The sequence below is a fragment of the Arthrobacter sp. N1 genome (assembly GCF_048288285.1).
In the GTDB taxonomy this organism is placed as follows: domain Bacteria; phylum Actinomycetota; class Actinomycetes; order Actinomycetales; family Micrococcaceae; genus Arthrobacter_D.
In genome coordinates this window covers 298,621-311,291 of record NZ_CP102608.1, presented here as the reverse complement: position 1 = coordinate 311,291, position 12,671 = coordinate 298,621, and the positions used below count along the sequence as shown (strand labels likewise).

11 protein-coding genes are annotated in these 12,671 nt (G+C 69.8%); 3 read left to right on the top strand and 8 right to left on the bottom strand.

The features are described 5' to 3' along the window. Positions 1 to 2: 2 nt before the first annotated feature. The 7 genes from mmsA to NVV32_RS01515 all read right to left on the bottom strand — a co-directional run bounded on the left by mmsA (position 3) and on the right by NVV32_RS01515 (position 8,928). Complete coding sequence (gene mmsA, locus NVV32_RS01545) at positions 3 to 1,532, bottom strand: multiple monosaccharide ABC transporter ATP-binding protein (RefSeq protein ID WP_422391123.1); 1,530 nt, start codon at positions 1,530 to 1,532, stop codon at positions 3 to 5. Between the two features lie 117 nt (positions 1,533 to 1,649). Beyond that, a complete protein-coding gene (gene chvE / locus NVV32_RS01540; RefSeq protein WP_055765439.1) occupies positions 1,650 to 2,768 on the bottom strand; it encodes a multiple monosaccharide ABC transporter substrate-binding protein in 1,119 nt (372 codons plus the stop codon). Between the two features lie 58 nt (positions 2,769 to 2,826). After that, entirely contained in the window at positions 2,827 to 4,341 is a 1,515-nt protein-coding gene (gene araA / locus NVV32_RS01535; RefSeq protein ID WP_055765442.1) for an L-arabinose isomerase, read from the bottom strand. Continuing rightward, on the bottom strand, positions 4,338 to 5,066 hold the full coding sequence (locus NVV32_RS01530; protein WP_055765445.1) for an L-ribulose-5-phosphate 4-epimerase: 729 nt from the start codon (positions 5,064 to 5,066) through the stop codon (positions 4,338 to 4,340). Before NVV32_RS01530 ends, araA begins: the two co-directional genes overlap by 4 nt. Further along, positions 5,063 to 6,790, bottom strand: a complete 1,728-nt coding sequence (gene araB, locus NVV32_RS01525; RefSeq protein ID WP_422391122.1) for a ribulokinase — start codon at positions 6,788 to 6,790, stop codon at positions 5,063 to 5,065. The genes NVV32_RS01530 and araB overlap by 4 nt, the downstream gene beginning before the upstream one ends. 280 nt (positions 6,791 to 7,070) lie before the next feature. Further along, on the bottom strand, positions 7,071 to 8,117 hold the full coding sequence (locus NVV32_RS01520; RefSeq protein ID WP_422391121.1) for a LacI family DNA-binding transcriptional regulator: 1,047 nt from the start codon (positions 8,115 to 8,117) through the stop codon (positions 7,071 to 7,073). 4 nt (positions 8,118 to 8,121) lie between these two features. Beyond that, entirely contained in the window at positions 8,122 to 8,928 is an 807-nt protein-coding gene (locus NVV32_RS01515) for a carbon-nitrogen hydrolase family protein (RefSeq protein ID WP_055765455.1), read from the bottom strand. A gap of 77 nt (positions 8,929 to 9,005) precedes the next feature. Between NVV32_RS01515 and NVV32_RS01510 the strand changes: the two genes are divergently transcribed. Both NVV32_RS01510 and NVV32_RS01505 read left to right on the top strand, forming a co-directional pair. Next, positions 9,006 to 9,512, top strand: a complete 507-nt coding sequence (locus tag NVV32_RS01510) for a DUF427 domain-containing protein (RefSeq protein WP_235498556.1) — start codon at positions 9,006 to 9,008, stop codon at positions 9,510 to 9,512. Positions 9,513 to 9,651: 139 nt separating this feature from the next. After that, on the top strand, positions 9,652 to 10,437 hold the full coding sequence (locus tag NVV32_RS01505; RefSeq protein ID WP_055765459.1) for a SurA N-terminal domain-containing protein: 786 nt from the start codon (positions 9,652 to 9,654) through the stop codon (positions 10,435 to 10,437). An 82-nt stretch (positions 10,438 to 10,519) separates the two neighbouring features. Here NVV32_RS01505 and NVV32_RS01500 read toward each other — a convergent pair whose 3' ends face one another. After that, on the bottom strand, positions 10,520 to 11,809 hold the full coding sequence (locus tag NVV32_RS01500; RefSeq protein ID WP_055768844.1) for an adenylosuccinate synthase: 1,290 nt from the start codon (positions 11,807 to 11,809) through the stop codon (positions 10,520 to 10,522). A 226-nt stretch (positions 11,810 to 12,035) separates the two neighbouring features. Here NVV32_RS01500 and NVV32_RS01495 point away from each other — a divergent pair, with 226 nt between their 5' ends. Beyond that, complete coding sequence (locus NVV32_RS01495; RefSeq protein WP_422391120.1) at positions 12,036 to 12,638, top strand: hypothetical protein; 603 nt, start codon at positions 12,036 to 12,038, stop codon at positions 12,636 to 12,638. The last annotated feature ends 33 nt before the right edge of the window (positions 12,639 to 12,671 follow it).

Here is a 12,671-nt window from a genome sequence, read left to right as displayed (position 1 = left end):
AGTCAGTCCTTTTCCTTGGTCATGTACTGCATGAGGAGTTCGGGGGTCGCCTGCCCGATGGGCACTTCCGCGGTGATGCGGCCTTCGGCGAGGGTGTAGATGCGGTCGCAGATGCCGAGCAGCTCGGGCAGCTCGGAGGAGATCACGATGACGGCCTTTCCCTCGGCGGCGAGGCGGTTGATGATCGTGTAGATCTCGTACTTGGCGCCGACGTCGATCCCGCGGGTGGGCTCGTCGAGAATCAGGACGTCGGGGTCCGAGAACATCCACTTGGAGAGCACCACCTTCTGCTGGTTCCCACCCGAGAGCTTGCCGGTGATGGCCGTGACCGTCGGGGCCTTGATGTTCATGGACCGCCGGTAGTCGCCGGCGACGACGGCTTCACGGCCGCTGTCGACCCAGCCGCGCTTCGCGAGCTTGCCGAGGGCGGCACCGGACACGTTGCGCTTGATGTCGTCGATCAGGTTGAGGCCGTACTTCTTGCGGTCCTCCGTGGCGTACGCGATGCCGTGCCGGATCGCCTCGCCGACGGTGCGCGCCGTGATCGGAGCACCGTTCTTGTAGAGCGTCCCGGTGATGTTCGAGCCGTAGCTGCGGCCGAAGATGCTCATGGCGAGTTCGGTGCGGCCTGCACCCATGAGGCCGGCGATGCCGACCACCTCGCCGGCACGCACGGAGAGGTTGGCCGCATCGACGACCACGCGGGCCGACTCCTGCGGGTGGTGCACCGTCCAGTCCTCGACGCGGAGCACCTCCTCGCCGATCACCGGTGTGCGGTCGGGGTAGCGGCTTGCCATGTCCCGGCCGACCATCCCCTTGATGATGCGTTCCTCCGTGACGGAGCCGTCGTGCAGGCTCAGCGTCTCGATGGTGCGGCCGTCACGGAGGATCGTCACGGAGTCCGCGATCGCCCTGATCTCGTTGAGCTTGTGGCTGATGATGATGCTCGTGATGCCCTCCTTGCGGAGTCCTTTCACGAGCCCGAGGAGGTGCGCGGAATCCTCGTCGTTCAGGGCTGCGGTGGGCTCGTCGAGGATCAGCAGCTTGACGTTCTTGGACAGCGCCTTCGCGATCTCCACGAGCTGCTGCTTCCCCACGCCGATGTCACCGGCACGGACCACGGGATTGAGGTCGAGCCCCACGCGGCGGAGGAGCTTGGCCGCCTCCAGGTTGGTCTCGTTCCAGTCGATGAACCCGCGCTTCTCGCGCTCGTTGCCGAGGAAGATGTTCTCGGCGACGGAGAGGAACGGGGACAGGGCCAGTTCCTGGTGGATGATGACGATCCCGTCGCGTTCGCTGTCGCGGATGTCCTTGAATTCGACGACCCCGCCCTCGAACTCGATGTCGCCGTCGTACGTGCCGTGGGGGTAGACCCCGGACAGCACCTTCATGAGGGTCGACTTGCCGGCCCCGTTCTCCCCGCAGATCGCGTGGACTTCTCCGCGCGCGACGTCGAGGTTGACGTCCTGCAGTGCCTTCACGCCAGGGAAGGTCTTGGTGATGCGGTGCATCCTGAGGATGTTCTCCGCCATGGTCGAGCCTCGCTTACTTGAGTGGAAGTCCCGGCAGGGGCCGGGCGAGGTACAGCGCCTGTGGCTCCGGACCAGGGTCGGTCCGGAGCCACAGGCATCATGGGTGCTGCGGGACGGCTACTTGAGCTCGTCCTCGGTGTAGTAGCCGGTCTCGACGAGCGCGGCCTCGTAGTTGTCGACCGTGACGATCTGCGACTCGAGCAGGTAGGACGGGACGATCTTCTCGCCGTTGTCGTACGTCTCGGTGTCGTTGACCTCGGGCTCCTCGCCCTTCATGAGGGCGTCCACCATGGTGACGGCCTGCTTGCCGAGCTCGCGGACGTCCTTGAAGATCGTCGAGTACTGCTCGTCGGCGATGATCGACTTCACGGAGCCGACCTCGGCGTCCTGGCCGGTGACGACCGGGAGGTCGTCCGCGGAGTAGCCGCCGGAGGTCAGGGCCGAGATGATGCCGATGGACAGGCCGTCGTAGGGCGACAGGACGCCCTCGAGCTGCTCACCGCCACCGACCGTGAGGAGGTCCTCCATGCGGTCCTGCGCGGTGTCGGGGAGCCAGCGGAGGATCGCGGCCTGCTCGAACTCGGTCTGGCCGCTGGGCACGCGCAGCACGCCGCTGTCGAGGTAGGGCTGGAGGGTCTTCATTGCGCCGTCCCAGAAGAAGGTGGCGTTGTTGTCGTCCGGGCTGCCGGCGAAGAGCTCGACGTCGAACGGCCCTTCCTCGCCGGTCTCGGCGCCCTCGGCGTCGAGGATCCCGAGGCCCGTCAGGAGGGAGGTGGCCTGCTGGACGCCGACCTCCTCGTTGTCGAAGGTGGTGTAGTAGTCCACGGTGTCGGAGCCGTTGATGAGGCGGTCGTAGGCGATGACGGGGATGTCCTGCTCCTCCGCCTGGTCCAGCACGCTCGTCAGCGTGGTGCCGTCGATCGAGGCGACGACCAGGGCCTTCACGCCGCCGTTGATCATGTTCTCGATCTGGCTGACCTGGGTGGGGATGTCGTCGTTGGCGTACTGGAGGTCGACCTCGTAGCCGAGGTCCTCCAGCTGGCTCTTGACGTTCTCGCCGTCGGCGATCCATCGCTCCGACTGCTGCGTGGGCATGGCCACACCGATCTTGGCGCCCTCGTTGGAGCCGCCCTCCGCAGCGGCGTCGTCGCCGCCGCCCCTGCTTCCACCGCAGGCGGTGAGGCTGAGGGTCAGGATGCTGGCGGCCGCGATGCCGGCCAGGTATTTCCGATTCATGGTGGAACTTTCTTGTGAGTGGTTTCCGGCGGCAGTGCCGGCTTTCGGGGAGTGGCTTCTACAGTTTCTGCGCGAGCCGATAGTACGCGGCGTTCCAGCGCAGCTCGCGCTGGAAGTCCCGCAGCTTCGTGTCGGCGTCGATCCGCAGCAGTTCGACCTCGGCGATGTCCGCGAAGTCCTCGAAGACCTCGAGGCCCACCGCGGTGGTGAGGACGGTGTGGTGCGCGGCGCCGGCGCTCAGCCAGGCCGCCGCGGACGTCTCGAGGCTCGGCTCCGGCTTCCAGACTGCGCGCGCGACCGGCAGGTTGGGCAGCGGGGCGTCCGGCGGGACGACCTCGACGGCGTTGGCCGTGAGGCGGAAGCGGTCCCGCATGTCGGACATCGCGACGACGACGCCGGCTCCGGCGTCCGTGTCGAACACCAGCCGCACCGGATCCTCCTTGCCGCCGATCCCGAGCGGGTGCACCTCGAGGGAGGGCTTCGACGTGGTGAGGGTGGGGCAGATCTCGAGCATGTGCGCGCCGAGGATCTTCTCCTCCCCCGGCGTCAGGTGGTACGTGTAGTCCTCCATGAGGGAGGCGCCGCCGGGGAGTCCGGAGCCCATGACCTTCGCGGCACGGACGAGGACGGCGGTCTTCCAGTCGCCTTCGGCCCCGAAGCCGTAGCCACGGGCCATGAGCCGCTGCACGGCGAGGCCGGGCAGCTGCCGGAGCGCGCCGAGGTCCTCGAAGTTGGTGGTGAACGCACCGAAACCGCCCTCCTCGAGGAAGGACAGCAGGCCGAGTTCCTGGCGGGCACCATAGCGCAGCGACTCGTGGCGGTCACCTCCCCGGCGCAGTTCCGGGACCACGTCGTAGGTCTCCTCGTACTCGGCCACGAGGGCGTCGACGTCGTCGTCCGACTGTGCCTCGACCGCCGCGACGAGGTCGTTGACGCCCCACGTGTTGATGGAGACGCCGAAGCGGAGCTCGGCCTCGGTCTTGTCCCCCTCGGTGACGGCGACGTTGCGCATGTTGTCGCCGAAGCGGGCCACCTTGAGCTCGTGGACGGCGGCCCAGCCGGCGGCGGCGCGCTGCCACGAGGCGACCTTCGCGCAGACGTCGGGACTGCTGACGTGTCCGACGACGGTCTTCCGCGGCACTCCGAGGCGCGACTGGATGTACCCGAACTCGCGGTCGCCGTGCGCGGCCTGGTTGAGGTTCATGAAGTCGAAGTCGATCTCGGCCCACGGCAGCGCCACGTTGATCTGCGTGTGCAGGTGCAGCAACGGCTTGCGGAGGGCGTCGAGGCCCGCGATCCACATCTTGGCGGGGCTGAAGGTGTGCATCCAGGCGATCACGCCGATCGCGTGGTCCGCCGCGTTGGCCTCGAGCGCCATGCGGCGGATCGAGGCGGAGTCCTTAAGGGTCGGCTTCCACACGACCTTCACGGGGAGCCCCGAGTCCGCGAGCATCCGCACGATCTCCTGGGACTGCTCCGCGACCTGCTGCAGGGTCTCCTCGCCGTAGAGGTCCTGGCTGCCGGTGAGGAACCAGACTTCGTAGGTGTCGAGGGTGGTGCTGAGCGGGCTCATGCTGGGGCTCCTGGGGTCGAGGGCTGACCGTACACGTTCTGGTACCGGTCGAAGAGTGAGTCGATGTGCTCGGACTGGATCCCGGCGGGCGCACCGAGCTGGCGGGAGATGTGGACGGTCCGTGCCACGTCCTCGAGCATGACGGCCGCCTTGACGGCATCCTTCGCGTCCCTGCCGATGGTGAAGGGCCCGTGGCTCTTCATGAGCACGCCGCGTGAGCGGTGGCCGGTGAGGGTGTCCACGATGCCGCGGCCGATCGAATCGTCACCGATGATCGCGAACGGACCTACCGGGATCTCCCCGCCGAACTCGTCCGCCATGGCCGTGATCACGCAGGGGATCGGCTCGCCGCGGGCGGCCCAGGCGACGGCGTAGGTGGAGTGCGTGTGCACCACGCCGCCGACGTCGGGCATGTGGCGGTAGACGTACGCGTGGGCGGCGGTGTCGCTCGAGGGCGACCGCTCGGATCCGGGAGTGCCGTCGACGACGTTGCCGTCGAGGTCGCAGAGGATCTGGTTCTCCGGCGCCAGCTCGTCGTAGCTGACGCCGGAGGGCTTGATGACGAACAGGTCGGCGCCCGGCACGCGGCCGGAGACGTTCCCGCCCGTCCAGACGACGAGTCCGTAGCGCACGAGTTCGGCGTGGAGGGCGGCGACGTCCTCCCGGACGGCGAGGATCGCCGCCTCGACCTCGGGGCTGAAGGTCGCGGGGGTCGAGGTGCTCATGCCGACACCGCCTGCGGGGCAGCGGCGGTGCGGGCCGCACGGCGCAGGGCTTTGAGCCGGTGCATGACGTCGTTGGTGCCGCGGCCGAAGTAGTCGTGCAGGTCGGTGTATTCGCGGTACAGGGCGTCGTACGCGTCGGCCCTCTCCGGGTCAGGGGTGTAGGCGGCGCGGTCCAGGTGGCCCATCGCCGCGGCTGCCGCGTGGATGTCCTCGTACGCACCGGCGGCGACGGCGGCATGGATGGCGGAGCCGAGGGCGGGGCCCTGCGCGCTGCCGATCACGGAGATGGGCATGTTCAGGACGTCCGCGTAGACCTGCATGAGGAACGGGTTCCGGATGAGCCCGCCGGCGGCGACGAACTCCGTCACCGGGACGCCGGACGCGTTGAAGGTCTCGACGATCTTCCGGGTGCCGAACGCCGTGGACTCCAGCAGCGCACGGTAGACCTCGTGCGGCTTGGTCGCGAGGGTGAGGCCCACGATCGTCCCGGACAGCTCGTGGTCCACCAGGACGGACCGGTTGCCGGAGTGCCAGTCGAGGGCCACCAGGCCGTGGGCGCCGACGGGTTCCCCCTGCGCCTGCCCGGTGAGGTACTCGTGCACGCTGAGTCCCTCTGCCGCAGCGGCATCCCGGATCTCCCCCGGCACCTGGTTCGCGACGAACCACGCGAAGATGTCGCCGACGCCGGACTGGCCGGCCTCGTAGCCGTAGAAGCCCGCCACGATCCCGCCGTCGACGACGCCGCACATGCCCGGTACCTCGCTCAGGCGGTCGGAGTTCATGACGTGGCAGGTGGAGGTACCCATGATGGCCACCATCTGGCCCGGGTCCGTGGCCTGCGCCGCGGGAGCGGTGACGTGGGCGTCCACGTTCCCGACGGCGACGGCGATGCCCGCGGGCAGGCCCGTCCAGGCGGCGGCCTCCTCGGAGAGGGATCCCGCCCTCGACGCCAGGGCGCCGATGGTGTGCTCCACCTTGTCGCGGGCGAAGCTGGCGAAGTCGGGGTTGAGTGCGGCGAGGAACTCCTCGGACGGATAGGCGCCGCCCTGGTAGATGCCCTTGTAGCCCGCGGTGCACGCGTTCCGCACGTACTCCCCCGTGAGCTGCCAGACGATCCAGTCGGCAGCCTCGACCCAGTGCTCCATGACGTCGTACAGCTCGCGGTCCTCCTCGAGCAGCTGGAGGCCCTTGGCGAACTCCCACTCGCTGGAGATGAGCCCGCCGTAGCGGGGCAGCCACGCCTCGCCGCGTGCGGCCGCGAGCTCGTTGATGCGGTTGGCCTGCGCCTGGGCCGCGTGGTGCTTCCACAGCTTCACGTAGGCGTGGGGGCGGCCCTCGTAGCCCGGCACCTCGTTGAGGGGGGTGCCGTCCGCGAGGGTGGGCACCATGGTGCACGCGGTGAAGTCGGTCGCGATGCCGACGACGTCCTGCGGGTCGATGCCCGCCTCGCGGACGGCGGCGGGGACCGCGGAGCGGAGGACGTCGACGTAGTCGGAGGGCACCTGCAGGGCCCACTCGGGCGGCAGCTGCGCACCCGTGGCCGCGAGCGTGGTGTCCATGACGGCGTGGGGGTACTCGAGCGTCGCGGCACCGAGTTCGGCACCGTCGGAGACGCGGACGACGACGGCACGGCCGGACAGGGTGCCGTAGTCGACGCCGATCACGTAGGTAGCGCCGCCGGCACCGGCCGGAGTCGTCGCGGAGCCCGGGGTGGAGTCACTCAAGGGAAGGACCTCTTTGTTCTTCTCGAGACCGCGAAGCGATGCTCTGGTGGATCGGAGAGCTGTACGTGATCGGCCATGTGACCGTTCACATCAACGGCTAACAGTGTAGGTCCTTCCGGGTGGGCTGTGTCAACGGTCACGCCCGGGGGACGACCGGCCGAGCTGTCGTCCCGCCCCGGAACCGGCCCGCGCGAGGGCAGCCGGAGCATGGTTCCACGAGCGAGGCGCCCGCACGCCCTGCGGGTGGGACGGCGCCTCGGGCGTCCCGGTGCCGCAGGGGTCAGGAGGGCGGACGCGCCGTCGAACCCCTCGGCACGAGTTCCGTGCGGACCTCGGGGGCGGCGTCCCCGCCCCGATGGGGCTCCGCCTCACCGATGAGCCCGAGCAGCCGCGCGACACACCGCCGGCCCAGCTCGGGGAAGTCCTGCCGCACCGTCGTGAGCGGTGGCTGGTAGTGGGCGGCCTCGGGGACGTCGTCGAACCCGACCACGCTCATGTCCTCCGGCACGCTCCGTCCCCCCTCACGCAGGGCATGGAGCAGGCCGAGGGCCATCTGGTCGTTCGAGGAGAAGACCGCCGTCACGCCCCGGGAGGAGGCCCCGGCGAGCAGGGTGTGGCCGGCGCGGTAGCCGGAGTCGGCCGTCCAGGTGCCCGCGAGGAGCGGCTCCGGGTCGAGGCCCGCGTCCCGCATCGCGCGGCGGTATCCGCGGATGCGCGCCTCCGTCTCGAGCCACCCGTCGGGCCCGGCGACGTGCGCTATCCGCCGGTGGCCGAGGTCGATGAGGTGCCGCGTGGCGAGCGCCGCCCCGCCCGACTGGTCGACCGAGAGCCGGTGGTCGTCGTGGCCCTGCGCGGAGTGCACCGTCACGAAGGGCAGGGTGATGGACAGGTGCTCGATCTCCGCCAGCGTCCGGGTCTGCGGCGCGAGGATGATGAGGCCGTCCACCCCGTGCGCGAGCAGGCGGTCGAGGGCGGACCGGATGGAACCGTCGTCGACGTCGTCGAGGTGTGCCACGTCCACCCCGTACCCCGCCTCCCGGGCCGCGCTGTCGATCGCCTGGAGGCTGGCTGCGGGCCCGTACTCGAAGCCCTTGCTCACGAGCACACCGATGGTGGTGGAGCGGCTCGTCACCAGCGCGCGGGCAGCACGGTTGGGCCGGAAGCTCAGCTCCTCCATGGCCGCGAGCACGCGGTCACGCGTCTCGGCGCGGAGGCTCGGGTGACCGTTGAGGACCCGCGACACCGTCTGGTGCGAGACCCCGGCGAGTCGGGCGACGTCGCGGATGTTCGGGGCTCGCGGCGGCGCCGGGCCGTCCGAAGCCGTCACCGCGTCAGTGGGAGTCGACAATGGTGTCGTTCCGGGCGAAGCGCCTGTTGCGGAGTACCGGCAGGAACTCGCGGACGTCGTCGACCCGGCGGCGCGTGACCTCGGTGGTGACGACGCCGCGCTCCTCGTCCTCGAGGTACACCTGCGGGATGCCCATGGGATCGATGATGGCCGAGTGCCCGATGGTGTGGCCGCCGGAGGTACCCGCCGCCGCGACCCACAGCGTGTTCTCGATGGCCCGCGCCTTCAGCAGCGTCTCCCAGTGGTCGATCTTGTGCTCGCCCTTGAACCAGGCCGCCGGCACGCAGATGAGGTCCGCGCCGGCGTCGGCCAGGGCTCTCGCCTGCTCCGGGAAGCGGACGTCGTAGCAAGTCATCAGTCCCACCCGCACGCCCCCGAGCTCCGCGACCTTGATGCCGCCGTCGCCCGGCTTGATGCGCGTGGACTCCTGGTAGCTGAAGGCGTCGTAGAGGTGCAGCTTGCGGTAGGTGTCCACGATCCGCCCCGTGGCGTCGATGAGGACGAGCGTGTTGAACGGCCGCTCCTCGCCGCTGGACTCGTACCCGCCCGCGACCACCGCGATGGACTGCTCCGCCGCGAGGAAGGACAGCTGCTGGACGAAGGACGTCCAGTTCTCCTCCACCGCCTGCTGGAGCGAACCCTCGACCCTGCCGATCGAGAACATCGACTCCTCGGGGAAGACGATCAGTTCCGCGCCCTCGGATGTGGCCTCGGCGGCCAGCTCCCGCATGACCGCGAGGTTCGCCGTCGCCTCCCCGCCGGGTCTGAACTGGCCAACGCTGACTTTCATGCTGAACCTCACGTGTAGGCGGTATGGTGCGTCCAGCGTACAGACTCACGCCCAGCCTCCCGGAGTAGCCTCGTGGCATGAGGAACCCGATGAAGAACAAGCGCGTCACGCCCGGACCCGGCCAGGAGTCCGTCTGGGACTACCCGCGGCCCCCGCGCGTCGAGGCCTCGCCCGCCACCATCGAGGTCCGCTTCGGCGGGCAGGTGATCGTCCGGACCACCCGGGCGGTTCGGGTCCTCGAGACCAGCCACCCGCCCGTGTACTACCTGCCCCTGGACGACTTCGCACCCGGTGTGCTGGTCCCGGTCGAGGGCACCACGCACTGCGAGTTCAAGGGCGCGGCGAGCTACTTCGACGTGGTCGCCGGCAGTGCCCGGAACACCCGCGGCGCGTGGACCTACCCCGCCCCCGTCCCCGGGTACGGGGAGCTGTCCACCCGCGCCGCCATCTATCCGTCGCAGATGGACTCCTGCACGGTCGACGGAGAGACGGTGCAGGCGCAGGAGGGCGACTTCTACGGTGGCTGGATCACGGGGTCGATCGTCGGGCCGTTCAAGGGTGGCGCCGGCACCTGGGGCTGGTGATGCGGGAGCAGCGGCCCCAGGGACCCCCGCTCCGCCGCAGCCCTGCAACCAGCGGACCGCCGGCGCTCACGCCGCCGCCTGTCACCCGCGGTTGCTACAGTGGCACGCTGACCCGGACCACGAGGTGAGGACAAGGACCATGGCCTTCGGAGCCACAGCACGGAAGAGGCAGCTGCTCGCTGCCGTGTTCATCGGGGCGGCGGCAGTACTGACCGCCTGCAGCGGCGATGGCGGGACCGCGGACAGCGCCCCCGCGTCGAGCGCCGCGAGCGACCCGGCGACGGGCACCGCGGAATCGGCCCCTGCCCTGCCGGAGCCGGACCTCGAGGGCCTGCCCGACGTCGTCGCCGTGGTCAACGGGACCGAGATCAGCCGCGACACCTTCACCACCACGTACACGAGCCAGTTCCAGCAGGCCGCCGCCTCGGCCCAGGCCGGCGGGCAGGAACTCGATCAGGACCTGCTGAAGACCACCGTTGCGGACAACCTCGTGAGCACCGAGCTGCTCCGGCAGGAGGCGGACGCCCGGGGCATCGAGGCCACCGACGAGGCCCGCGCCGCGGCGATCAGCGACCTCCTGGAGACCAGCGGTCTGGGGTCCGAGGAGGAACTGCGCGCAGCCTTCGCGGAGCAGGGCCTCGACGAGGGCGCCTTCGACCAGCAGCTCTCGGACCAGGTGAAGCTGGACGCGCTGCTCGCCGAGGAGGCCGGCGACACCGCCCCCAGCGACCAGGAGATCCAGGACACCTACGATTCCGCCGTTGCGCAGCAGGAGGCCAGCGGCGAGACGAGCACGCCGATCCCCCCGCTGGAGGACGTGCGTGAGCAGATCGAGGAGCAGCTCTCCGGCGAGAAGCTGTCCACGGCGACGCAGACCCTGATCGCGCAGCTGCGCGAGGATGCGGACATCACCGTCAACCTGTGATCCATGCGCGATCGGAACGGCGACGGCACCCCGCAGCGCGGGGTGCCGCCCGTGTCTGCGGCCGGGTTCGGGCCGGCCGGGCTCAGTCGCCGATAAGGTCGTTGATCACGATGGTCTGGTCCCGGTCCGGCCCCACGCCGATCGCGGAGAACCGCGTGCCGGACAGCTTCTCGAGGGCCCGCACGTAGGTCTGCGCGTTGTCCGGCAGGTCCTCGATGGTCCGCGCTCCCGTGATGTCCTCGGTCCAGCCGTCGAAGTACTCGAAGATCGGCTTCGCGTGGTGGAAGTCGGTCTGCGTCATGGGCATCTCGTCGTGGCGCACACCGTCGACGTCGTACGCCACGCACACGGGGATGGTCTCGATGCCCGTGAGGACGTCGAGCTTCGTGACGAAGTAGTCGGTGAAGCCGTTGACCCGCGAGGCGTGGCGCGCCAGCACGGCGTCGTACCAGCCGCAACGGCGTGGACGCCCGGTGTTGACGCCGAACTCACCGCCGGTCTTCTGCAGGTACAGGCCCATCTCGTCGAAGAGTTCGGTCGGGAAGGGACCGGCGCCCACGCGCGTGGTGTACGCCTTGATGATGCCGATCGAGCGGGAGATGCGCGTGGGACCGATCCCGGATCCGACGGACGCGCCGCCCGCGGTGGGGTTCGACGACGTCACGAACGGGTAGGTGCCGTGGTCGACGTCGAGGAAGGTGGCCTGGCCGCCCTCCATGAGGACCACCTTGCCGGCGTCGAGCGCCTCGTTGAGCACGAAGGTGGAGTCGATGACGAGGGGCTTGAGCCGCTCGGCGAAGGACAGGAAGTACTCGACGACCTCCTCGACCTCGACGTCGCGGCGGTTGTAGACCTTCACCAGCAGCTCGTTCTTCTGCTTGAGGGAGCCCTCGACCTTCTGGCGGAGGATGGACTCGTCGAAGACGTCCTGCACCCGCAGGCCGAGCCGGGCCACCTTGTCCATGTAGGCCGGACCGATCCCGCGGCCCGTGGTGCCGATGGCGCGCTTGCCGAGGAAACGCTCGGTGACCTTGTCGAGCACCTGGTGGTACGGCGCCACGAGGTGGGCGTTGGCGGAGATGCGCAGCTTCGACGTGTCCGCCCCGCGGGCCTGGAGTCCGTCGATCTCGTCGAAGAGTGCCTCGAGGTTGATGACGCAGCCGTTGCCGATGATCGGGACGGCATTGGGGCTGAGGATGCCCGCGGGAAGGAGCTTCAGCTCGTACTTCTCGCCATTGACGACGACGGTGTGCCCGGCGTTGTTGCCGCCGTTCGGCTTCACGACGTAGTCGACCCGGCCGCCCAGCAGGTCAGTGGCCTTGCCCTTACCCTCGTCGCCCCACTGGGCGCCGACGATGACGATTGCTGGCATGGGATCCTCCCCCATTCGGTACGGGTCCTCCCCGCGCGACCGCGGTGGAGTTCGCCGTGCATCAGAACGCCCCAACCGGCCGCACGGAGCGCGGCCACTGGGGCTCTTACCGTCCGAGTTTAGCCGAGGCGCTCACGGGCCGTCGAAAGGCGTCGGGGATGACGGGGGCGGGACCGGCCGGTGTGACACCGGCGTCCACCCGCGCCGGGGCGTGGAGAATGGGCCCATGGACCGCTTCGAAGGACACATCGCCGGGATCGGCACCGCCTCGGGTACGCGACTGGTGATCGGGAGGTGGGACGCGTCTCCGTTCGGCGCCTTCACCGACGTCATGATGGAGGACTCGGCCGGCGTGCGCACCCTGCTCGCGCCGAGCCGGGAGATCGCTGACTACGTGGGGGCGACCTACACCTTCGACGACGTCGTCCTCCTCGAGATCGTCTCGTCGCTGGACTCGTCCCGCCTCCTCGTCGATGCCGGGGACCTGCAGGTCCAGGCCGAGGTCGGTCCGGTGACGCTGCTCGGGCGGCTGCTCGGCGTCCTCCCCTCGCGCCTGGCCACCCATCCCCGCTGGCTGGCACTGATCAACCCCGTGGCATCGCTCCTGGTCAAGGGGGTCGCGACGGCGGGCTCCGCGGGCAACGGCCGGACCGAGTACTACGGCGTGACATCCGCCCGCTCCCTCACGGGGGCGACGGCGTCCTGGCGCGGCTCGGACCTCGGCACGCTGGCCGCCGTCAGCCCGCCCGTCCGCTTCGGGTTCAGTTCGGCGCCACCGCGCCCCCAGCTGGTCACCGTGACGACGACGATCAGGCGCCCCGGGGCCTGACCTGCCGGGCCTGGCCCATGCGTCCGCGCCGGG

Excerpts from the sequence above, each read along its gene's own strand:
- NVV32_RS01510 (WP_235498556.1), top strand. The coding sequence starts at position 9,006 with ATGAGGAACCCGATGAAGAACAAGCGCGTCACGCCCGGACCCGGCCAG.
- NVV32_RS01505 (WP_055765459.1), top strand. The coding sequence starts at position 9,652 with ATGGCCTTCGGAGCCACAGCACGGAAGAGGCAGCTGCTCGCTGCCGTG.
- chvE (WP_055765439.1), bottom strand. The coding sequence starts at position 2,768 with ATGAATCGGAAATACCTGGCCGGCATCGCGGCCGCCAGCATCCTGACC.
- mmsA (WP_422391123.1), bottom strand. The coding sequence starts at position 1,532 with ATGGCGGAGAACATCCTCAGGATGCACCGCATCACCAAGACCTTCCCT.
- NVV32_RS01530 (WP_055765445.1), bottom strand. The coding sequence starts at position 5,066 with ATGAGCACCTCGACCCCCGCGACCTTCAGCCCCGAGGTCGAGGCGGCG.
- araA (WP_055765442.1), bottom strand. The coding sequence starts at position 4,341 with ATGAGCCCGCTCAGCACCACCCTCGACACCTACGAAGTCTGGTTCCTC.
- NVV32_RS01515 (WP_055765455.1), bottom strand. The coding sequence starts at position 8,928 with ATGAAAGTCAGCGTTGGCCAGTTCAGACCCGGCGGGGAGGCGACGGCG.
- NVV32_RS01495 (WP_422391120.1), top strand. The coding sequence starts at position 12,036 with ATGGACCGCTTCGAAGGACACATCGCCGGGATCGGCACCGCCTCGGGT.
- NVV32_RS01500 (WP_055768844.1), bottom strand. The coding sequence starts at position 11,809 with ATGCCAGCAATCGTCATCGTCGGCGCCCAGTGGGGCGACGAGGGTAAG.